The organism is Sphingopyxis sp. (assembly GCF_050916055.1).
In the GTDB taxonomy this organism is placed as follows: Bacteria; Pseudomonadota; Alphaproteobacteria; order Sphingomonadales; family Sphingomonadaceae; genus Sphingopyxis.
Window position 1 is genome coordinate 2,538,162 of record NZ_CP051527.1, and the last position, 21,342, is coordinate 2,559,503.

Genomic DNA, 21,342 nt, shown 5'->3' on the forward strand with positions numbered 1-21,342 from the left:
GATAGACTGACATGCAGAGCGAAAACCGCTTTTTCGACGATCTGGCCAAGATGGTGAATGGCGTTGCCGGCACCGTCGCCGGCGCCGGCCGCGAGGCCGAAGCCGCGATGCGCGAACGCGCCAAGGAATGGGTCGGCCGGATGGATTTCGTCAGCCGCGAGGAATTCGAAGCGGTGAAGGAAATGGCCGCCAAGGCGCGCGCCGAGACCGAAGCGCTGAAGGCCCGGCTCGACAAGCTGGAAGGTTCAGCGACGCCCGCGGCGGCAGCGAAAGCGGCGAAGCCCGCACCGGCCGCGAAGCCGGTCAAGCCCGCAGCGCCGCGCCAGCCCAAGGCCTGATCAACAGGTCGCCCCCGCGATGGCGGGGGCCGCTGGCAGCCCATTCCCGCTTCGCTGTGCAAACCGATTGCGACTCCCCGCCTTCGCGGGGGCGACGATTTATGGCCGACTCGCAACTTCGCGAAATTGCCGCTAAAGGCGCGCGCATGAGTGACGATATCTACGACGACGAAGACGGCCAGGACGCCGCGCCGATGGACATGCTGGCATCCTATTTCGCGGCGCACGACTGGCCGCACGAGATGGTGGGCGAGGACGAGATCGTCGCGACCGCGCAGGGCAGCTGGACGACCTATGAGCTGCGCGCGGTGTGGCGCGCCGACGACGGGGTGATCCAGCTGCTCGCCTTTCCCGACATTCGCGTCGTCGAGGACAAGCGCGCGGTGGCGCACGAGGCGCTGGCGCTGATCAACGAGCAATTGTGGCTCGGCCATTTCGAGCTGTGGTCGAACAGCGGCACCATTCTGTTCCGCCACGGCATGCTGGTCGGCAGCGACGCCTCGCTGCCACTCGACCTCACCGAAACGCTGATCGAAAGCGCGATCGACGAGTGCGAACGCTTTTATCCGGTGTTCCAGTTCGTGCTGTGGGGCGGCAAGTCGCCCGCCGAGGCGCTGGCGGCATCGCTGATCGAAACGCGCGGCGAGGCTTAGTTCACCTCATCATCCGTTCGTCCTGAGCTTGTCGAAGGACTGTTTTTCTTTTCAACGTCGAAACGGAAAAGGACGGCCCTTCGACAAGCTCAGGGCGAACGGGAATTGGAAGGATGCTTTAGTTCGAGCGCTTTTCGAACTTAGCCAGCCCCGCGCCCAGATCATTCGCGCCGATCGCCAGTGCCTCGCCGCTCCAGTCGGCGACGAACACCGACTTGCGGCCCATGCCTTCGGGCAGGCTGGCGCGGTTGCCGTCGATGGCGAGGCCGCGCGAGGGGTTCTTGCGCTCTTCGGCGGCGACCGCGATCAGCGCCGAATAATTTTCCTTGTCGCGGCCCTGCACGAACAGGTTGTTCGCGATTCGCCCGACCGAGCCCGACGGCAGGTCGACCATATAGTTGGTGGCGCTGCCCTGCGTATCGTCGAAGCTGTTGTCGCTGATGTCGACCGCGACTCCACGCGATTTCAGATAATGGCCGCCGCTGCCCTTTTCGAAGCGGGTGCGGGTGACGACGACGCGGCCATAAATGCCGGTGTAGACGCTGTGCGCGCAGCTGAGGCCGCGGTCGCAGCGACCGAGGCGCGAGAAGGTCGAGCGGTCGATGCTGAGCGTCGCCTGCGGATCGTCGGCGGTGAGGATGCCCTGCTCGCTGTTGCGAAACAGGCTGTTGGCGATGTCGAGGTCGCTCTTTTCGAGCCGGACGCCCGCGCCATTGCCGTCGGGCACCCGCATGTTCTGGAACACGATGCCGTCGATCTTGGCCCCGCCGCCGCGCAGCACCAGCGCCGCCTTGCCCTCGCAGGTCACCCCGTCGAAGATCGCGCGGCCGGGCTCGGCGGCGACGAAGGCGACGCGCCCCGCGGTCTGCACCGCGCAGTCGCGGTGATAGCCGGGGGCGATGCGGATCGTCCCCTCGCCCTCGCCGATCGCATCGACCGCCTCCTGCAGGCGCGCAAAACCGCGGCCATCGACGCTATAGGGTGCGCCGCCGGTCTGCGCCGGCAGCGGCGCCGGCGCCATCAGAAAGGGAAGGACGAGGAGCGGCAGCAGCGGCCGGCGGAGATGGGATATTGCCATGGGCGCGATCATAGCAGCCGGCGCGCCGCCAGTCGTTTGCAAGGCTGGTTAATCCGGCGGCCGTCCCGAAACCGGACGCCGCGGGCCGCACCGGTTAACGCCAGGGCCGGATGACCATGTCGGGCGAATAATAGTTCAGATATTGGGCGAGCCGCGGCTGGGTCGAGCGGTTGGGGCTGGCGGCGTGCGGCAGGTCCTGGCGCCAGATGATCAGGTCGCCGGCCTTGCCCGCGACATGCTTCACCTCGGCCGAATGATCGACCGCGCGGGGGTTGATGCCGTCCAATCCGGCGAGCCAGTCGTCGATCCGGCGATGAAAACCGGGGACGCAGCGAAACGCGCCCTGGTCTTCCCCGGTATCCGACAGATAGAGCACCGCCTGCGTTCCGAACGGAATTGGCCGGACGAGGCTGGCGTCCCAGTGGATGTCCGAACCCGCGAAGGGCCGGTCGGAACGCTCGGGCGGGTTGAAGCCCATGCGGTCGATCGTCACCCACAGATTCTCGCTGCCCCAGAGCTGGGCAAAGGCCTTGTGGACGCGCGGGGACCGCCGCGCGGCTTCGAGCGCCGGGTCTTGGAAACGCGGCACCATGATGCCGCTGGTCTTGGCGGTGAACCAGCTTTCGACATCGTCGGGCGAGGCGTCGATCACCTGCCACAGCAGCGCCTTGACCGCATCGATCGCGTCCGCCGAAATCGCGTCGGGCAGGATCACATAGCCGTGCGTGTCCCAGTGGGCGAGCGCGTCCGCCCCCAGCACATCGTCCATCGCGGCGATCGCGTCGAGCTGCGCCTGTGCTGCGGCGCCCGGCGGCATGTCGTAAAGCCACGCGTGATAGCGGTCGACGAGCCGCGGATCGGGCGGCCCCGCGGTTTCGAGAATCCACGCCTGGAAACCCGCAAAATCGGGCTTCACCTGATAAAGCTGTTCGAACACCTGCTGATTGCCGAGCCCCAGCGTGTCGAGCAACAGCTTGCCCACCATGTCGTCGATCCGCGGCCCCTTGCCGCTGTGCGACGCCCAAAACTCCTCGAGACAGGCGATTTCAAGTGCGTCGGACATGGCAAGCTTTCGTCAGTCGAGGTGGGGGCGCAGCCAACGCGTTGCCGTGTCGATATCGACCCCGCGGCGCCGCGCATAGTCCTCCAGCTGGTCGCTGCCGATCCGCGCGACGCCGAAATACTGGCTTTCGGGGTGGCCGAAATAAAAGCCCGAAACCGCCGCGGTGGGCAGCATGGCATAGCTTTCGGTCAGCACCAGCCCGGCATTTTCGCCCGCCGCGAGCAGATCGAACAGGATCGGCTTCAGGCTGTGGTCGGGACAGGCGGGATAGCCCGGCGCCGGGCGGATGCCGCGATATTCTTCCTTGATCAGCGCCTCGTTGGTCAGCTGCTCGCCGGGCGCATACCCCCACAGGGTGGTGCGGACATGCTGGTGCAGCCGCTCGGCGAAAGCTTCGGCAAAGCGGTCGGCGAGCGCTTTGAGCAGGATGTCGGAATAATCGTCCTTGTCGGCGCGGAAGCGTTCGGAAAAGGAATCGATGCCGTGGATGCCGACCGCGAAGCCGCCGATCCAGTCGCCCGCCGGGTCGATGAAGTCGGCGAGGCACATGTTGGCGCGGTCGCGGCTCTTCTTGATCTGCTGGCGCAGGAACGGCAGCGTCACATGGCGTTCTTCCTCGGCGAGGTGGATCGTCACATCGTCGCCGTCGCGCGCACACGGCCAGAAGGCGCACACGCCGCGCGCGGTCAGCCATTTTTCGGCGATCAGCTGGTCGAGCATCGCATCGGCGTCGGCCTTCAGCGCCCGTGCCGTTTCGCCGACGACGTCGTCGTCCATGATCGACGGCCAATTGCCGTGCAGTTCCCAGGCGCGAAAAAAGGGTGTCCAGTCGATGCATTCGCGCAGGTCGGCGAGCGACCAGTCGTCGAAGCGGTGGAGGCCGGGCTGCAGCGGCGGCGCCGGCTTGTCGCTCAGATAGGCGTCGTAATAATTGGCGCGCGCCTCTTCGAGCGTGTGCAGCACGCTCTGCCCGCGGCCCGCGCGGACGTCGCGGACATGCTCATAATCGTCCTTGTAACCCTTCACATATGCGTCGCGGCCGGTGTCGCTGACCAGCGCGGTGGCGACGCCGACCGCGCGGCTGGCGTCGAGGACATGGAGCACCGGGCCATTGTATGCGACGTCGATACGCAGCGCGGTGTGGACCTTCGACGTCGTCGCCCCGCCGATCAGCAGCGGCATCGTCATCCCGGCGCGCTGCATCTCCTCGGCGACCGTCACCATCTCGTCGAGCGAGGGGGTGATCAGGCCCGAGAGGCCGATCATGTCGGCGTCATTCTCGTTCGCCGCCTCGAGGATCTTCGACCACGGCACCATCACGCCCAGGTCGACGATCTCGAAGCCGTTGCATTGGAGGACCACCCCGACGATATTCTTGCCGATATCGTGGACGTCGCCCTTGACCGTGGCCATCACGACCTTGCCCTTGCCCTTCGCGCCCGGCTCCTTCGCCGCCTCGATGAAGGGCAGCAGGTGCGCGACCGCCTTCTTCATCACGCGCGCCGATTTCACCACCTGCGGCAGGAACATCTTGCCCGATCCGAACAGGTCGCCGACGACGTTCATGCCGTCCATCAGCGGCCCCTCGATCACCTCGATCGGGCGCGGCAGCAGCAGGCGCATCTCTTCGGTGTCGTCCACAACGTAGGCGTCGATACCCTTCACCAACGCATGCTCCAGCCGCTTGGCAACCGGCCAGCTGCGCCATTCCTCGGCCGCCTTTTCCTGCGCCGGATTGCTGCCCTTGTAACGTTCGGCGAGCGCGATCAGCCGCTCGGTCGGGCTTTCCGCTTCGCCCGCGACCTTGCGGTTGAGAATGACATCTTCGCACGCGTTCCGCAGCTCGGGGTCGATCGTGTCATAGACGTCGAGCTGCCCGGCGTTGACGATCGCCATGTCGAGCCCGGCGGGGATCGCATGATAGAGGAAGACGCTGTGCATCGCGCGGCGCACCGTCTCGTTGCCGCGAAAGCCGAACGAGAGGTTCGACAGGCCGCCCGAGAAATGGACGTGCGGGCAGCGGACCCGGATGATTTTCACCGCCTCGATGAAATCGACCGCATAATTGTCATGCTCTTCCAGCCCCGTCGCGACCGCGAACACGTTGGGATCGAAAATGATGTCCTCGGGCGGGAAGCCGATGCCCACGAGCAGCTTGTAGGCGCGCTCGCAAATCTCGATCTTGCGTTGCATCGTGTCGGCCTGGCCGACCTCGTCGAACGCCATCACGACGACCGCCGCGCCATAGGCCATGCATTTGCGCGCATGTTCGAGGAAGGGCTCCTCGCCCTCCTTCATGCTGATCGAATTGACGATCGGCTTGCCGGGGACGCATTTGAGGCCCGCCTCGATGACGCTCCATTTCGAGCTGTCGATCATCACCGGCACCCGCGCGATGTCGGGTTCGGCGGCGATGAGCTTCAGGAAGGTGGTCATCGCATATTCGGCGTCGAGCAGACCCTCGTCCATATTGACGTCGATGATCTGCGCGCCGTTCTCGACCTGCTGGCGCGCCACCTCGACCGCCGCGGCATAGTCGTCCGCCATGATCAGCTTCTTGAACGCCGCCGAACCGGTGACGTTGGTGCGTTCGCCGATATTGACGAAGTTGGTGGCGGAGGAACGGCTATTCTCGGTCATCTTATTCTTTCAAGCCCCTCCCCTTCAGGGGAGGGGTTGGGGTGGGGGCCATCGGCGTAGCGCAAGGCCGATGGCCCCCACCCCGCTCGACTAAAGGTCCGGCTGACGCCGGACCAAGTCTCACTGCCCCTCCCCTGAAGGGGAGGGGTGAATTCGTTACGCCGCCATCGTGAACGGCTCCAGCCCTGCCAGCCGCGTCCGCACCGGCACCTCAGGGATCCGCCGCGCGGGCAATCCCGCCACCGCTTTCGCCATCGCGGCGATATGGGCCGGGGTCGATCCGCAGCAACCGCCGAGGATATTGACCTGGCCATGCTCGGCCCATTCGCGGACAAGTTCCGCCGTCGTGTCGGGCATCTCGTCATATTCGCCGAGCTCGTTGGGCAGCCCGGCGTTGGGATAAACCATCACCAGCGCGTCGGCGATGTCGGACAGCACTTTCACATGCGGGCGAAGCTGCGCGGCGCCGAACGAGCAGTTGAGCCCGATGGTCAGCGGCCTTGCATGGCGCACCGCATACCAGAACGCCTCGACCGTGTGCCCCGACAGGTTGCGGCCCGACAGGTCGGTGAGAGTCATCGAAATCATCAGCGGCAGCTCGCGTCCGACCTTCGCTTCGGCCTCAAGCACCGCGGCGATCCCCGCCTTGGCATTGAGCGTGTCGAAGATCGTCTCGATCAGGATGAAGTCGGCGCCGCCTTCGGCCAGCGCGACGACCTGCTCGAGGTACACGGCCTTGAGATAGTCGAAGTCGATCTCGCGAAAACCGGGATCATTGACGTCGGGCGACAACGACAAGGTCTTGTTGGTCGGGCCGATCGCGCCAGCGACAAAGCGCGGGCGCCCATCCTTCGCGGCATATTCGTCGGCGAGCCGCCGTGCGATCTTCGCGCTTTCGACGTTGATATCGCGGACCAGATGCTCGGCGCCATAATCGGCCTGACTGATGATATTCGCCGAAAAGGTGTTGGTCGACACGATGTCCGATCCGGCGTCGAGATAGGCGCGCGTGATCGTCTCCGGCACCGCGGGCTTGGTGATCGCGAGGATGTCGTTGTTGCCCTTCTGATCGTGGCTCAGCCCCAGCGACCCGGCATAATCCGCCTCGACCAGTTTCCAGTTCTGGATCTCGGTCCCGAACGCGCCGTCGGTGAGCAGGATGCGCTCGCTCGCGGCAGCCTGCAACGCCGCGCGGGCGCCGATGTTCGAAGGGGCGGTCATGCGGCTTTCTCCGTCGCGGGGGCTGCCTTGGGGCGCAGCCCGAGCAGGTGGCAGATGGCGTAGCTCAGTTCGGCGCGGTTGAGCGTATAGAAATGGAAATCGCGCACCCCGCCGGCATAGAGGCGGCGGCACATTTCGGCGGCGATCGTCGCCGCGACGAGCTGGCGCGCCGCCGGATGATCGTCGAGGCCGTCGAACAGCGACACCATCCACGCCGGAATCGCGGTGTTGCACATGTCGGCCATCCGCCGCGTCTGCGACACGTTCGACACCGGCAGGATGCCGGGGACGATCGGTGCGTCGATCCCCGCCGCCGCCGCGGCATCGCGAAAGCGCAGGAAGCTGTCGGGCGAGAAAAAGAATTGCGAGATCGCGCGGGTCGCCCCGGCGTCGAGCTTGCGTTTCAGATTGTCGAGGTCGGCCTGCGGGCAATCGGCGTCGGGATGCACCTCCGGATAGGCGGCGACCGAAATGTCGAACGGCGCGATCGCCTTCAGCCCCGCGACCAGTTCGACCGCGTTGGCGTAGCCGTCGGGGTGCGGGCGATAGGGTTCGCCGCCGGGCACGTCGCCGCGCAGCGCGACGATGTGGCGCACGCCGGCATCCCAATAAGCCTGCGCGACTTCGTCGATCTCGGCGCGCGAGGCCTCGACGCAGGTCAGGTGCGCTGCGGGCGGCACGACGCTTTCCGCGGCAATCCGCGCGACGGTCATATGGGTGCGTTCGCGCGTCGAGCCGCCGGCGCCATAGGTCACCGAAACGAAGCGCGGCCCGAGCGGCTCGAGCGTGTGGAAGGTATCCCACAGCTGCGCTTCCATCTTGTCGGTCTTTGGCGGGAAGAATTCGAAGCTGACGCCGATGTCGCCGTCGAGGTTGGCGAACAGCGGCGACGCCGCCGCGCGGCGTGCCTCCGCCAGCGAATCGAGATGTCCGGTCATGCCGCAAGCCTTTTGCGTTGGCCCTGACCCTCTTGGGTCACGGGCGGTTGATCTTCGTCGCTGCGGCGGCGGCCGAGCCAGAGCTTGACCGCCAGCGTCCCGCCTTCGAGCGTTTCGGTGTTTTCGAGCAGCAGGCCCGCCGACGCGAACCAGCCGCGAATTTGCGCGTCCGAGAAGCCGAGCCGGGCATGCGCCGCGAGCGCGCGCAAATCTTCGTCCTCATGCGGGGCGAAATCGACGACGAGCAGGTGGCCGCCACCGCGCAGGACGCGGCTGGCCTCGGCGATAACGCGGTCGGGTTCTTGCGCAAAATGGAGCGCCTGATGGATGACGACGCTGTCGATGCTGGCGCCGGCCATCGGCAGGTCCAGAAAATCGCCCTGGATCAGGTCGACCGGCAAACCCTGACCCGACAGTTTCGCGCGCGCGATGCGCAGCATTTCGGGGCTGCGATCGAGCGCGGTCACGCGGCGCGCGGTCGGCGCGAAAATTTCGGCCATGCGCCCAGTGCCGGTGCCGATGTCGAGCAGGTGACCGAGCCGGCGGTTGTGCATCATCGCCAGCATCGCCGCCTCGACCTCGCTTTCGGCGACATGGCGCGAGCGGATCGCATCCCATTGGGGGGCATGTTCGGCGAAATAACGCTCGGCCACCGCGGCGCGTTCGGTGCGCACCGCCGCCAGCCGGCGCGCGTCGTGCGCGATCACCAGCGCCTCGCGCGGCGCATAGGGCCACTCCCCGGCCCGCGCGATGGTGTCACCGACCGCGCCGTCGCGCGTGATCCGCAGAAAAACCCAGCTGCCTTCGCGGCGCCGCTCGACGATACCGGCATCGACGAGGATGCGGACATGGCGCGACACGCGCGGCTGGCTCTGGTCGAGCACCGCCGCCAATTCGCCGATCGCCAGCTCCATCTCGCGCAGCAAGGCGATGATTCGCAGCCGCGTCGGATCGGCAAGGGCGCGAAAAATGTCGAGAAGCTCGGTCACGAAAGAACATATAAAGCTTTCTTTATATCCGGTCAACCGAACGCTGGGCCGCAAATCCCGCGGCTTGGCGCATCGCGGGCGGAACGCTTCGTCGATTTGGCGCAACCGCGATAAAAAGGTCGTTGCGCCGGTTTGGGCGAGATTGTAGTTCTGAGGGCGATTGGCAAATGGCCGGATCGCATGAGTTCGCATCCGAGTTGCCGATCGATCAGTTCAATCGAGAGGGGTATTCCCAAATGAAGAAGTCGATCACTCTGTCGCTCGTCCTGGCCGCCTCGCTGGGCCTCGCGGCTTGCGCCGAAAAGGCTGCCGACGACACGGCGACCACCACCGAAGACGCAACGACGGTTGAAGGCGCCGCCGACGGCGCGATGGAAGCCGCCGAAGGCGCTGCCGACGCGACCGCCGCTGCCGGCGACGCCGCTGCTGCTGCCGGTGCCGCTGGCGACGCCGCTGCTGCGGGCGACGCTGCGATGGCAACCGACAAGGCCGCCGAAGCGACCGATGCCGCCAACGCCGCGACCGCCGCTGCCGAAGGCGCGATGGAAGAAGCGAAGAAATAAGCGTCTTCCCGGCCGTTCAGGTCAGGAAAAACGGGGGTCGCCGATCAATCGGTGGCCCCTTTTTTCGTTTTGGAACAACTCGTAAGCTCGCGCGGCGCGGCTGCACCATTGCCAACCCCATGATCCGCAGCTAATCCTGCCGCCAAGGGGCCGGAGAGGGCTGCCTTGACACTCGAAAGGAATATACATGCGCAAGTTGATCATCGCCTCGATGGCCGCCGCGGCCTTCAGCCTCGCCGCCTGCTCGGAAAAGACCCAGGACGCCGCCGGCGAAACCGCCGATTCGATGGCTGACGACGCCGCCGCCACCGGCGACGCAATGGCCGAAGGCGCCGCCGATGCGGCCGACGCGACCGCCGCTGCCGCCGACGATGCCGGCAACGCCGTCGAAGGCACCGTGAACGCAGCCGGCGATGCCGTCGATGCGGCCGGCAACGAAATCGCCGAAGAAACCGCGAAGGCGGAAGCCAACGACAAGCAGTAATCGGACCTGCGCGCCCACGCGCGCGTCCGGACGAAACGGGGCTCCATTCCAGGCGAATGGGGCCCTTTTTTGCGGGAGACCAAGGATGCCGAGGATCCACCGCGCACCGTCGATCATGCTCGCGGCGCTATTCGTCATCGTCGCGGGATGCAGCCGTACCGACAATGAGCCCGGCCCCGGCGGGGTGACGGTCAGCGAGGCCAAGGCGCTCGACGATGCCGCCGAAATGCTCGAAAGCCGCGACAGCGCCCTGCCCGCGGACGATCAGGCGGCGGCTGCTGAGCGTGACGACGGCGCCGAATAGCCTTAACCGCAGTCGGCGAGCGCGATCTCGTAAAGCTTGGGCCAATATTTGCCGGTGACGAACAGGCGTTTCCCACGCGCATCCCACGCGATTCCGTTGAGCACGCTGTCGCTCCCCCCGGCGCCCGCGTCCGCCTTCAGGCCCGTCAGGTCGATGAGCGAGACGACGTTACCGGTCGCGGGATCGATGCGGACGATGAAATCGGTCATCCAGACGTTCGCCCATATCTGGCCCTCGATTGTCTCGAGCTCGTTGAGCATGGCGATCGGCCGGTCGGCAAAGCGCACCCTAACCCGTTTCTGCTCTTTCATCGTCGCCGGGTCGAAGAAGCGCAGCGTCGGCGTGCCGTCGCTGAGCACGAGGCTGCCCGCGACCATCGTCACGCCCCAGCCCTCGCCGTCATACCGAAAGGTGCCGATGGGCTTCAGATCCTTCGCCGACCAGCGATGGCCGACGCCGCTGCGCCAGGTGACGCCGATGATCTGGCTGCCCCAGCGCGTGATCCCTTCGCCGAACTGGTCGGCGGGCAGCTTCGTCTGGGCAAGCGCTTTGCCGGTTGCAAGGTCGAGCCGCGCGACGCGCGAGCGGCCATATTGGCCGGTGGCTTCGTAGAGATGCCCGTCGTGCCAGAACAGGCCCTGGGTAAAGCTGGTCGCGTCATGCGGATAGGACTGCACGGTGCGATACCCGCAGCGCTCAATACGCGCCGCCGGCTCGGCGGCGGCAAGCGCCAGGGTGACGAGCAACATCATCGTGATGCATTAATCCCGGACGGATGAACGTACGGTGGCAGCGTCATGCCGGCATCGCCGCCTGCGCAAGCCGTTCGGCCTCCAGCCGGGCATAGGTGTCGAGCAACGGCGCCGCCGAACGCCGCAAACTATCGGACGCTTCGCGCTGCTTTGCCTGGGAATCGGCGACGAAGTTCCGCCCCGGCATCTTCGAATAGCGGGTCCCGGCGGCCACAATCGCGTCCGCAGCGGCTGGATCGACGGCAACGCCGAAATGGGGGAGGATGCTGCTCATCAGGGCATCCGGTAATTGCGAATAATTGACGAGCAGGCGGCGCGCGTCGGGCTGTGACAGCGCGGCGTTGCAGATATGGTCGAGAATCCACACCGGATAGGAGCCCGTCGCCTGGGCAGCGTCGACGCCATAGGCGTCGAGCGGCAGCGCGCCCGGCCGGACATGAAGCCCGCCGCGCCGCTGCTGCGAGACGAGCACCTCGATCGGGTCGCGATAGAGGAATATCCACGGCGTCTCGGGCCACAGCGCGCGCAGCATCGGCAGCACGAAGGCGTGCCACGCGTCGAGCTTGATGAAACGGTGGGCGGCCCTGTCGTCGCGCGACCGCGTCAACGCGCCGGCGAGCTTGGCAATTGCGCCCGGGCGGACCGATCCCCGCCCGGCAAGCCGGATCATCGTGTCGAGCAGCGGCGGCTCCGAAAGCACGATATTTTCGGGCACCGCGCCAAGCATCTGTCCGACGAGCGTCGAGCCGCAGCGCGACATGTGAAAAACCAGCCCGTCGGGCGGCGGCGCATCGGCGAATTCGTCCAGCGCCGACAGCGGCGTCGCGCAGCGCATCAGCCGGTTGAAGGGCAGCGTCCGGACACGGCGGACCGACTCTTCGAAAAAGGATTCGGACAGCGGCTGGCCCGCTAAATGCAGCCATTCGACGACGACTTGCCCCTGATGCCGTTTCAGTTCGACCGGCAGCCAGTGGCGCGGCGGCGCATTTGTGGTCCGCAGCGCGGGCAACGCCAGGTCGGCTTGCGGCGTTGCGGCGCGGGCCAGCCCGACGGCGAAGGCCTCGCGCGACAGCGGCAGACCAAGGCCCGACGCATAGGCGGCGATTGCATCGAGGAAGGCGCCGAGATCGTCCAGCGGCGCGAGCGCAAGCTGCGCAGCCTCGTCAGCGAGCAGCGCGGCGCGAAGGCGGTCGATCGGCGGCAGTTCGAACATCGCGGCGGTCATGCCCCGCCCTGTCGGCATCCGCAAGCGGCCATGAAAAAGGGCCGGAGGATTGCTCCCCCGGCCCGATTTCTTCGACGGAGTGCCGAACGGTTCGGACTTAGAAGTCCATGCCGCCCATGCCGCCCATGCCGCCGCCGCCCATGGGCATGGCGGGCTTGTCTTCGGGCGTTTCGGCGATGCCGGCTTCGGTGGTGATCAGCAGGCCGGCGACCGAGGCCGCATCCTGCAGCGCGACGCGCACGACCTTGGTCGGGTCGATGACGCCGGCCTTGACCAGGTCTTCATAAACGTCGGTCGACGCGTTGAAGCCGAAGCTGGTGTCCTTCTGGTCGAACAGCTTGCCGGCGACGACGCCGCCGTCGAAGCCCGCATTCTCGGCGATCTGGCGCACCGGAGCCTGCAGCGCGCGACGGATGATGTCGATGCCGCGGGTCTGGTCTTCGTTGACGCCGGTCAGGCCTTCCAGGGCCTTGGTGGCATAGAGCAGCGCGGTACCGCCGCCGGGGACGATGCCTTCTTCGACCGCAGCGCGGGTCGCGTGGAGCGCGTCATCGACGCGATCCTTGCGTTCCTTCACTTCGACTTCCGAAGCGCCGCCGACCTTGATCACGGCAACCCCGCCGGCGAGCTTCGCCAGACGTTCCTGCAGCTTTTCCTTGTCATAGTCGCTCGTCGTCGTTTCGATCTGGGCGCGGATCTGTTCGACGCGGCCCTTGATCGTGTCGGCGTCGCCGGCACCATCGACGATCGTCGTGTTGTCCTTGTCGATCGTGACACGCTTGGCCTGGCCGAGCATGTTCAGCGTCACCGACTCAAGCTTGATGCCCAGGTCTTCGCTGATCATTTCGCCCTGCGTCAGGATCGCGATGTCCTGCAGCATCGCCTTGCGGCGATCGCCGAAGCCCGGTGCCTTGACGGCCGCGACCTTCAGGCCGCCGCGCAGGCGGTTGACCACCAGCGTCGCGAGCGCTTCGCCTTCGATGTCCTCGGCGATGATCAGCAGCGGACGGCCCGACTGCACCACGGCTTCGAGGATCGGCAACATCGCCTGCAGGTTCGAAAGCTTCTTTTCGAAGATCAGGATGTACGGATCGGCCAGCTCGACGAGCATCTTTTCCGGGTTGGTGATGAAGTAGGGGCTGAGGTAGCCGCGGTCGAACTGCATGCCTTCGACGACGTCGAGCTCGAAATCCAGACCCTTGGCTTCCTCGACGGTGATCACGCCTTCCTTGCCGACCTTGTCCATCGCTTCGGCGATCTTCTCGCCGACTTCGGTGTCGCCGTTGGCCGAGATGATGCCGACCTGGGCGATTTCGGCGGTGCCCGAAACCGGCTTCGACTGCGCCTTGATCGTTTCAACGACCTTGGTGACCGCGAGGTCGATGCCGCGCTTCAGATCCATCGGGTTCATGCCGGCGGCAACCGACTTCATGCCTTCGCGGACGATTGCCTGCGCCAGTACGGTCGCGGTGGTGGTGCCGTCGCCGGCGAGGTCGTTGGTCTTCGAAGCGACTTCGCGGACCATCTGCGCGCCCATATTCTCGAACTTGTCCTTGAGTTCGATTTCCTTGGCGACGGTGACGCCGTCCTTGGTGATGCGGGGGGCGCCGAAGCTCTTGTCGATGACGACGTTGCGGCCCTTGGGACCGAGGGTGACCTTCACTGCGTCGGCGAGGATGTCGACGCCGCGCATGATGCGTTCGCGCGCGTCGCGGCTAAATTTTACGTCTTTTGCAGCCATGGGGCTATTCCTTTCAAAGGCGCAGAAAACTGCGCAACTTCACTTGGGATTCGACAAACAAGCTCAGGCGATGACGCCGAGGATGTCCGATTCCTTCATGATCAACAGCTCTTCGCCGTCGACCTTGACTTCGGTGCCCGACCATTTGCCGAACAGGATGCGGTCGCCGGCCTTGACGTCGAGCGGGGTCACCTTGCCGTCGTCGGCGCGGGCGCCGGTGCCGACGGAGACGACTTCGCCTTCCTGCGGCTTTTCCTTGGCGGTGTCGGGGATGATGATGCCGCCCGCCGTCTTTTCTTCGGCTTCGATACGGCGAACCAGCACGCGGTCGTGCAGCGGACGAAATTGCATGGATATCCCTCCAGAGATGCAATGGATGTCATTTTAGCACTCACGGGACGCGAGTGCTAACACCCGGCATATGGGTGGGTCGTGTGACAGCGTCAAGGCAAGTGACGGAAAATTTTGCACGCCCCGTCGACGCGAGAAACGCGCTTGAAAATGCCATTGCGTCACGGCGAGCGACAGCGTCGCGGCCTGACGTCATTCGCCCGCCGATCTATGTCGTCCGGGGCAATAACCCCAACCGCTCCCGCTGCATCCAGCGGGTGACCATCAACACCGCGACGATGCCCAGCCCGACGGCGAGTCCGGTCCAGATGCCAACCCCGCCCCAGTCGCGTTCGAACGCCAGCCAGGCGCCGACGCCGATCCCGATCACCCAGTAACCGAGCAGCGCGAACAGCATCGGCACGAAGGTGTCCTGCAGCCCGCGCAGCATCCCCTGCCCCACGACCTGCGCGCCGTCGGCGACCTGGAACAGCGCCGCGACGATCAGGAAGCTGACCGCAAGGTCGGCGACCTCGGCATTCGCGGGGTCGCTGCGGTCGATGAACAGGCCGGCGAGCGGGCCGGGGATCGCCAGCATGATCAGCGCCATCGCCGCCATGAAACCGGTGCCCATGACAAAGCTGGTCCACCCGGCGCGGCGGATATGCGCGGCGTCGCCGCGGCCATGGCCGATGCCGACGCGCACGGTGGCGGCCTGCGCAAGTCCCATCGGGACCATGAAGGTCAGCGACGCCAGTTGCAGCGCGACGGCATGCGCGGCAACCGCGGCGGTCGAAATCCAGCCCATCAGCATGACCGCAGCGGTGAACACCCCCGCTTCGAATGCATGGCTGATCGCGATCGGCGTGCCGATGCGCGTCATCTGGGCAAAGCGCGGCCAGTCGCTGCGCCACCACCGCCCCAGCAGATGATAACGGCGAAACCGGCGGTCGCGGTACACCACCACGACCATCAGCGCGATCATGACCATGTTGGTCAGCACGCTGCCCACCCCGGCGCCGACGATGCCGAGCGCCGGCATGCCGAACTTGCCGAAGATCAGCGAGTAGTTGAACAGGATGTTGCCCAGCACCCCGACCACGCCGACGATCAGCGACCAGAGCGGGCGTTCGAGTGCGGCGAGGAAGTTGCGGAACGCCAGCGTCACCAGGAACAAAGGGATCGACCACATATAGGCGCGGATGTAATCCTGTGCGAGCGCCGAGAGGCGGGCGTCCTGGCCGAGCAGCGTCAGGATCGCGCCGGTATTCCACAGGATGACCAGCAACGGCACCGACAGCATCGCGACCAGCCACAAGGTCTGGCGAAAGGTCCGGCGGATATCGCGCACCGAGTGGCGAAAGCGCCCGATTTCGCTGGCCATCAGCGGCGACGCGCCGGTGACCAGGCCCATACCGAAGATGGCGAGCAGCATCGACAGGTTGAATCCCAGCGACGAGGCCGCGAGTTCGGTCGGCCCCAGCCACCCGACCATCAGCACGTCGGTCGCGCCGATCAGCGACATCGTCAGGTTCGTCAGGATGAGCGGCCAGGCGAGCGCCAGCGTCGCGCGAAACTCGGCGCGATATCCCTGCGGCGTTTCCGCGGTCGAAGGCGTGGCTGGCGTCAACATAGCCGGCCCGGATAGGCGCGGCGATGCGGCGGTTCAATCGGGGAGGATGAACGGCGGGATTTTCAGATGTGAGGGTGGCAAAAAGGCAACAGCAGGTGGTTTGACGATCCTCCCTGTGGCGAAGCCATGGGGAGGGGGACCGCTTGCGAAGCAAGGGGTGGAGGGGCAGCAACGGTTGCGCCAAAGACCCTCCGTCAGCGCTTCGCGCTGCCACCTCCCCATCGCTGCGCGACAGGGAGGATCGATTTGTCTCACCCCCGCCACATCTCCACCATCTCGAACGCAAAAGCCGCAAAGGTCAGCGTGAGCCCGGCGACGAAAAGGCGATAGGCATAAGCGAGGTAGCGATATTTGCGCCGCGCGAGGACGACGCCGTTCTGGTAGGTATCGCGCAGCATCGTTTCGTAAAGATCTTCCTCGCTGCGCAGCCGCGCCTTCACCGCGTCGATGAATTCATCCTCGTCCATCTGTTCGAAGCGGCCGAAGAAGAGGATATTGCTGTGATCCTTGCCGTCCTTGTAAACGACCGGCGGCGCCTTGCCGACGCGCGGCAGCACCGCCGACACCGCGAGCAGCGCCGACAGGAAGGAAAAGGTCGCGAGGATGGTGAGCGGCATCGCGAGCGCCCCCGCGCCGGCGCGCGCCTGTCCGACCGCCAGCGTGAACACGACGAAGGTCGCCCCCATCAGGATCGACGCCTTCTGGTCGGCCATTTGCGACAGCTGCATCGTCAGCTGCTGGTTGGTCCGCACCAGATGGACGGCGTTGGGCGGGAACGAAACCGCGGGCGGCGTCGGTGGTTTAGGTGCATTTTCGCCGTCCATGCCTGATGTCCTCTCTTGCACGTGCCAGCGACCCGGCCACCGCGATGCCATGAAGCATCGCCAGCGGCAAGATGCTGCCCTGTTCCCGCCGCATTCGCTTGCCAATCGGGTGGCAGCGCGGCATTCCCGCGCGCAACATCATCTCTGTATGGGACGCATCCTATGAGCACCGCCCTCACCGACCAGATCCACGGGCTGATCGAACCCTTCAACAAGAAGGGCGCCCTGCTGACCGACGCGACGACCTTTGCCGGCGACCTCGAATGGGACAGCCTGACGGTGATGGATTTCGTCGCCGAGGTCGAGGATACGTTCGACATCATCATCAGCATGAACATGCAGGCCGAGATCGAAACCGTGGGCCAATTGGTGGCGGCGGTCGAGAAGCTGCAGGGCTGACACCGCGATGACCGACCTTTTTTCCAAATTCGATCCGCTGATCCAGCAGCGCGAAACCCTGCTCGCGACCGGGGTTACCGATCCCTATAATCTGGTGATGGAGAAGGTGATCTCGCCGACCGTCGCGATCTGCAACGGGCGCGAGACGATCCTGCTCGGCACCTATAATTATATGGGCATGACCTTCGACGAGGATGTCATCGCCGCGGGGAAGGATGCGCTCGACAAGTTCGGCAGCGGCACCACCGGCAGCCGCGTCCTCAACGGCACCTATCAGGGCCACAAGGAGTGCGAAGAGGCGCTGAAGGAATTTTACGCCATGGACCATGCCATGGTGTTTTCGACCGGATATCAGGCGAACCTCGGCATCATTTCGACGATCGCCGGCAAGGGCGACTATGTCATCCTCGACATCGACAGCCATGCGTCGATCTATGACGGCTGCGCGATGGGCAACGCCGAAATCGTCGCGTTCCGCCACAACGACGTCGAGGCGCTCGAAAAGCGCCTGAAGCGTCTGCCGCCGGAGGCGGGCAAGTTGGTCGTGCTCGAGGGCGTCTATTCGATGCTCGGCGATGTCGCGCCGCTGAAAGAGATGATCCGCGTCTCGAAGGAAAACGGCGCGATGGTGCTGGTCGACGAGGCGCATTCGATGGGCTTCATCGGCGAGCATGGCCGCGGCGTCGCCGAGGCGCAGGGCGTGCTGGACGACGTCGATTTCGTCATCGGCACGTTCAGCAAGAGCGTCGGCACCGTCGGCGGCTTCTGCGTGTCGAACCATCCGAAGTTCGAGATTTTGCGGCTGGTGTGCCGCCCCTACGTCTTCACCGCCTCGCTGCCGCCGAGCGTCGTCGCGACCGCGGCGACGAGCATCCGCAAGCTGATGCACGGGTCGAACAAGCGCGCGCATCTGTGGGAAAATTCCAAACTGCTGCACAAGGGGCTGCGCGATCTGGGCTTCACGCTCGGCACGGCGGAGGCGCAATCGGCGATCATCGCGGTGATCATGCCCGACCTGGAGCAGGGCGCGATGATGTGGGAAGCGCTGCTCGAGGAAGGGCTTTACGTCAATCTGGCGCGCCCTCCGGCGACCCCGGCGAACATGACGCTGCTGCGCTGTTCGCTGTGCGCCGAACATTCGCGCGCGCAGGTCGACGAAATCCTCGGCCGCTTCGAACGCGCCGGCAAGCGCATCGGCATCATCGGCTGAACCGAGCCATCGGCCCGATCAGCCGATTCATTTTTGCGACCAACCGAACGACCGCGTCCGGCGCGCCGGTTTCGCGGCTTTGCGGCGTCGCGCCAGTCCGGTAAGAGGGCGCGTGTTCGAGCGGGATCATGACAGCGAAACCGACCAGCGGCGGGAGCGGCTGCGCGTCTGGCTGACGATCGGCGTCGCCACCATCTTGGCGGGCGTCGTCGCGGCGCTGTTGCTGCTGCTCAGCCGCGCCAACGACAATTACGACCGCTCGCTCGGCTGGCAGACGCAAAGCCTCGAGGTGATTTCGCAGACGCGCTCGCTCGACGCCGCGCTCGCGCGCGCCGAGGCGGCGCTCGGGCGGTTCGCGGTGGGTTTGCAGAAAGAGGACGGGCGCGTCTTCGAACAGCAATGGGGCCGCGCGCGGCAGTATCTGGTCCAGCTCGATCGCAACGTGCGCGACAACCGCCAGCAAAGCGCGCTGGTCGATCAACTAACGGATGAAATGGACGATCGCGGGCTGCGCCTCGGCGACGCGGCGCTCAGCGCCAATTACAACCAGACCGTCGCCGCGATTTCGAAATATCACGCTGCCGGGCACGATCAGGCGCTGATCCGGATCGACAAGCTGTTGACGCAGATCATCAACAACGAACGCGGCCTGCTGCGCGAGCGCAATCGCCTCGCCGCGGCCGACCGCGCCAGTCTGAACCAGGCGATCCTGCTGTTTTCGCTGCTCGGCGCCGGCGCCGCGATGCTGGCGATCGGCGCCGGCTTTTCCTTCGTCCGCGCCGAGGGCGAGCGACGGATCGCGCGGCGCGAACAGTTGGCCGAAACCGAGCGGGCGATGCAACTGGAGGCCGCAGTCGCAGCGCGCACCGCCGAACTGGGCGAGGCCAATCTGGCGCTGCGCAGCGAAATGAGCGAACGCGAAGCCGCCGAGGCGCAGCTCCGCCAGGCCCAGAAGATGGAGGCGGTCGGCCAGCTGACCGGCGGCATCGCGCATGATTTCAACAATATGCTAGCGGTCGTCGTCGGCGGCGTCGAACTGGCGCAGCGCTGGCTGACCGAAGCGCCCGACAAGGCGCAGCGCCACCTCGCCAACGCGCTCGACGGCGCCAATCGCGCCGCCGACCTGACGCGCCGGCTGCTGACCTTTGCCCGTGCCGAGCCCGCGCGGCCCGAGACGACGGTCATCGACGAATGCATCGCCGCCTTTGCCGAACTGATCGAACGGACGATCGGTGACCGGATCGCGCTGACGCTCGATTTGCAGGCCACCGGACTTGCGTGCTGGCTCGACCGCCAGCAGTTCGAAAATGCGTTGCTCAACCTCGCGGTCAACGCGCGCGACGCGATGGAGGGTCATGGCGCGCTGACCATTCGAACGCTGGACGACGGCGACCAGAAAGCGCTGGCGGTGGAGGTGATCGATACCGGGTGCGGCATGGCGCCCGATGTGCTCGACCGCGTGTTCGATCCCTTTTACACCACCAAACCGGCGGGCCAGGGTACCGGGCTGGGCATGAGCCAGGTCTTCGCCTTTTGCCGCCAGTCGGGCGGCGAGGTGCAGATTGCGTCGACCGAAGGCGAAGGCACGCGGGTCGCGATGCTGTTGCCGGTGGCGAAATCGCGCGCCGACGCCGCAGTGGACGGCGATCCGCTCCTGTCCGCGGCATCGCAAGACACCGCCGCCGAAACGCTCGACATCCTGGTCGTCGAGGACGATCAGCGCGTCCTCGCCGCCACCGTCGACGCGGTCGGCGAACTCGGCCACCGCGCGGTGGCGTGCGACAATCCGCTCGATGCCGAAGCGCTCGTCGAAGGGCGTCTGGCGGCAGGGAGCGGGTTCGACCTGGTCCTGTCCGACGTGCTGATGCCCGAGCTGACCGGTCCCGAAATGGTGGCGCGGCTGAAGCAGCGCTGGCCCGACCTGCCGGTGCTGTTCGTGACCGGATACGCCGGCGACGCCAGCGAGGAAGCGAGCTTCGGCGACCATGATGTGCTGCGCAAGCCGTTCACCCTGACCGCGCTGGAGCAGGCGATCCGCCGGTCGGGCGAGGTGCGGTCCGAAGGACAGCGGCTGGTCGGTTAACGGATCGCGCCGCTCTTCATCAGCCGCGGCACCAAAGTCAGCGCCGCGACCAGCGGCCAGCGGCGCTGCCACGGCTTGATCTCGATCTTGGTGCCGGCGTGGCGGTTGATCTTCCACGCCAGATAATCGATGCCGCCGGCGTAGGTCAGGCTGGCCTTCGCGAGCCGCGCGATGCTGAGCGCCTTGCCCTCGATCCGGCGCTGCGCCCAGCGGCCGGCGTACGCATGGCCGGCGATCGCCGCAATCGCCGGAGCGCTGAAGCGTGCGTACCGATCCGCGTCCGCATCGACGACCGATTGCGCACGGCCGGTGCGTTCGGCGCGCAGTTCGACCGAATAGGTCAGCGCAAAGGCGCGGCGCCACCAAGCGAGCGGTTCCTCGCCCTCTTCGCGTCCCGCCGCAGCCAGCAACGTCGGCGCGGCGCGCGCGACCGCGACCACCGCGCGATTCGCCGCGGTGTCGTCGACCGCCCAGACGAGCCGCGAGGGCTGGGCGAAGCGCGCCCAGACCGAGACGTTGCGCGTCTCGGGCCCGTTCAGGCGATGAAAATCGGCTTCGCTAAGCACCGCATATTTGGCGATCAGCCCGTCATGCTGGAACGGAAAGACATTGGGGGGGATCAGCCGGTTGGCGACCGCCATCCAGCGTCTGGGATAGGCGTCGCCATAGTCGGACACGATAAGGTAGAAATCGAGCATCAGCCCGTCGAGTTCGCTCATCCGCAGGCAGCTGCCGTAAAACAGCACGGCGCGGGCGCTGCCCGGATAGTCCGCGGCGAGCGCGCGCGCCATCGCGGTGACGCGCGGATCGACCGGCGTCGCCAGTTCGGCGCGCACCAGATCGGTCAGCGTGTCGGCAGCCGCCACCGGAACGC

Annotated in this window: 21 protein-coding genes; 8 read left to right on the forward strand and 13 right to left on the reverse strand. The window is 66.0% G+C overall.

The window, feature by feature from the left end:
• Positions 1-11: 11 nt before the first annotated feature.
• Positions 12-338, forward strand: a complete 327-nt coding sequence (locus HEQ22_RS12325) for an accessory factor UbiK family protein (RefSeq protein ID WP_432768190.1) — start codon at positions 12-14, stop codon at positions 336-338.
• Positions 339-484: 146 nt separating this feature from the next.
• Entirely contained in the window at positions 485-991 is a 507-nt protein-coding gene (locus HEQ22_RS12330) for a YbjN domain-containing protein (protein ID WP_432768191.1), read from the forward strand.
• A gap of 118 nt (positions 992-1,109) precedes the next feature.
• On the opposite strand, the gene HEQ22_RS12335 is transcribed toward HEQ22_RS12330, so the two are convergent.
• The 6 genes from HEQ22_RS12335 to HEQ22_RS12360 all read right to left on the reverse strand — a co-directional run bounded on the left by HEQ22_RS12335 (position 1,110) and on the right by HEQ22_RS12360 (position 8,920).
• Positions 1,110-2,069 (reverse strand): right-handed parallel beta-helix repeat-containing protein, encoded by a 960-nt coding sequence (locus HEQ22_RS12335; protein WP_432768192.1) that lies wholly within the window; start codon positions 2,067-2,069, stop codon positions 1,110-1,112.
• 94 nt (positions 2,070-2,163) lie between these two features.
• A complete protein-coding gene (locus tag HEQ22_RS12340; RefSeq protein ID WP_432768193.1) occupies positions 2,164-3,132 on the reverse strand; it encodes a phytanoyl-CoA dioxygenase family protein in 969 nt (322 codons plus the stop codon).
• A 12-nt stretch (positions 3,133-3,144) separates the two neighbouring features.
• Positions 3,145-5,772, reverse strand: a complete 2,628-nt coding sequence (gene metH / locus HEQ22_RS12345; protein WP_432768194.1) for a methionine synthase — start codon at positions 5,770-5,772, stop codon at positions 3,145-3,147.
• 156 nt (positions 5,773-5,928) lie between these two features.
• Positions 5,929-6,993 carry a homocysteine S-methyltransferase family protein gene (locus HEQ22_RS12350; protein ID WP_432768195.1) on the reverse strand — a complete coding sequence of 355 codons (1,065 nt, stop codon included), beginning with the start codon at positions 6,991-6,993 and terminating at the stop codon, positions 5,929-5,931.
• On the reverse strand, positions 6,990-7,931 hold the full coding sequence (gene metF / locus HEQ22_RS12355) for a methylenetetrahydrofolate reductase (protein WP_432768196.1): 942 nt from the start codon (positions 7,929-7,931) through the stop codon (positions 6,990-6,992). Before metF ends, HEQ22_RS12350 begins: the two co-directional genes overlap by 4 nt.
• Complete coding sequence (locus HEQ22_RS12360; protein WP_432768197.1) at positions 7,928-8,920, reverse strand: ArsR/SmtB family transcription factor; 993 nt, start codon at positions 8,918-8,920, stop codon at positions 7,928-7,930. The genes metF and HEQ22_RS12360 overlap by 4 nt, the downstream gene beginning before the upstream one ends.
• 236 nt (positions 8,921-9,156) lie before the next feature.
• Here HEQ22_RS12360 and HEQ22_RS12365 point away from each other — a divergent pair, with 236 nt between their 5' ends.
• The 3 genes from HEQ22_RS12365 to HEQ22_RS12375 all read left to right on the forward strand — a co-directional run bounded on the left by HEQ22_RS12365 (position 9,157) and on the right by HEQ22_RS12375 (position 10,271).
• A complete protein-coding gene (locus tag HEQ22_RS12365; protein WP_432768198.1) occupies positions 9,157-9,483 on the forward strand; it encodes a hypothetical protein in 327 nt (108 codons plus the stop codon).
• Positions 9,484-9,670: 187 nt separating this feature from the next.
• Positions 9,671-9,967: an entericidin EcnAB gene (locus HEQ22_RS12370; protein WP_432768199.1), complete on the forward strand. Its 297-nt coding sequence runs from the start codon at positions 9,671-9,673 to the stop codon at positions 9,965-9,967.
• An 85-nt stretch (positions 9,968-10,052) separates the two neighbouring features.
• Positions 10,053-10,271 carry a hypothetical protein gene (locus tag HEQ22_RS12375; protein ID WP_432768200.1) on the forward strand — a complete coding sequence of 73 codons (219 nt, stop codon included), beginning with the start codon at positions 10,053-10,055 and terminating at the stop codon, positions 10,269-10,271.
• Between the two features lie 2 nt (positions 10,272-10,273).
• Here HEQ22_RS12375 and HEQ22_RS12380 read toward each other — a convergent pair whose 3' ends face one another.
• From HEQ22_RS12380 to HEQ22_RS12405, 6 genes are all read right to left on the reverse strand, one after another.
• Positions 10,274-11,023 (reverse strand): glutaminyl-peptide cyclotransferase, encoded by a 750-nt coding sequence (locus HEQ22_RS12380; protein WP_432768201.1) that lies wholly within the window; start codon positions 11,021-11,023, stop codon positions 10,274-10,276.
• A gap of 43 nt (positions 11,024-11,066) precedes the next feature.
• Positions 11,067-12,248, reverse strand: a complete 1,182-nt coding sequence (locus HEQ22_RS12385; RefSeq protein WP_432768202.1) for a hypothetical protein — start codon at positions 12,246-12,248, stop codon at positions 11,067-11,069.
• A 97-nt stretch (positions 12,249-12,345) separates the two neighbouring features.
• The gene (gene groL / locus HEQ22_RS12390; RefSeq protein ID WP_432768203.1) at positions 12,346-13,989 is read right to left on the reverse strand and encodes a chaperonin GroEL; all 1,644 of its coding nucleotides are present in this window, start codon (positions 13,987-13,989) and stop codon (positions 12,346-12,348) included.
• 63 nt (positions 13,990-14,052) lie between these two features.
• A complete protein-coding gene (groES, locus tag HEQ22_RS12395; protein WP_011540765.1) occupies positions 14,053-14,340 on the reverse strand; it encodes a co-chaperone GroES in 288 nt (95 codons plus the stop codon).
• Positions 14,341-14,548: 208 nt separating this feature from the next.
• Positions 14,549-15,952 carry an MATE family efflux transporter gene (locus HEQ22_RS12400; RefSeq protein ID WP_432768204.1) on the reverse strand — a complete coding sequence of 468 codons (1,404 nt, stop codon included), beginning with the start codon at positions 15,950-15,952 and terminating at the stop codon, positions 14,549-14,551.
• 251 nt (positions 15,953-16,203) lie between these two features.
• Complete coding sequence (locus HEQ22_RS12405) at positions 16,204-16,776, reverse strand: Pycsar system effector family protein (protein WP_432768205.1); 573 nt, start codon at positions 16,774-16,776, stop codon at positions 16,204-16,206.
• 162 nt (positions 16,777-16,938) lie between these two features.
• Here HEQ22_RS12405 and HEQ22_RS12410 point away from each other — a divergent pair, with 162 nt between their 5' ends.
• The 3 genes from HEQ22_RS12410 (at position 16,939) to HEQ22_RS12420 (ending at position 20,468) form a co-directional block, all read left to right on the forward strand.
• Entirely contained in the window at positions 16,939-17,175 is a 237-nt protein-coding gene (locus HEQ22_RS12410) for an acyl carrier protein (RefSeq protein ID WP_432768206.1), read from the forward strand.
• A gap of 7 nt (positions 17,176-17,182) precedes the next feature.
• Positions 17,183-18,385, forward strand: coding sequence for a serine palmitoyltransferase (spt, locus tag HEQ22_RS12415; RefSeq protein WP_432768207.1), 1,203 nt, complete (start codon positions 17,183-17,185; stop codon positions 18,383-18,385).
• Positions 18,386-18,497: 112 nt separating this feature from the next.
• Positions 18,498-20,468, forward strand: a complete 1,971-nt coding sequence (locus tag HEQ22_RS12420) for an ATP-binding protein (protein ID WP_432768208.1) — start codon at positions 18,498-18,500, stop codon at positions 20,466-20,468.
• On the opposite strand, the gene HEQ22_RS12425 is transcribed toward HEQ22_RS12420, so the two are convergent.
• A complete protein-coding gene (locus HEQ22_RS12425) occupies positions 20,465-21,334 on the reverse strand; it encodes a hypothetical protein (RefSeq protein WP_432768209.1) in 870 nt (289 codons plus the stop codon). The genes HEQ22_RS12420 and HEQ22_RS12425 overlap by 4 nt on opposite strands.
• Positions 21,335-21,342: the final 8 nt, after the last annotated feature.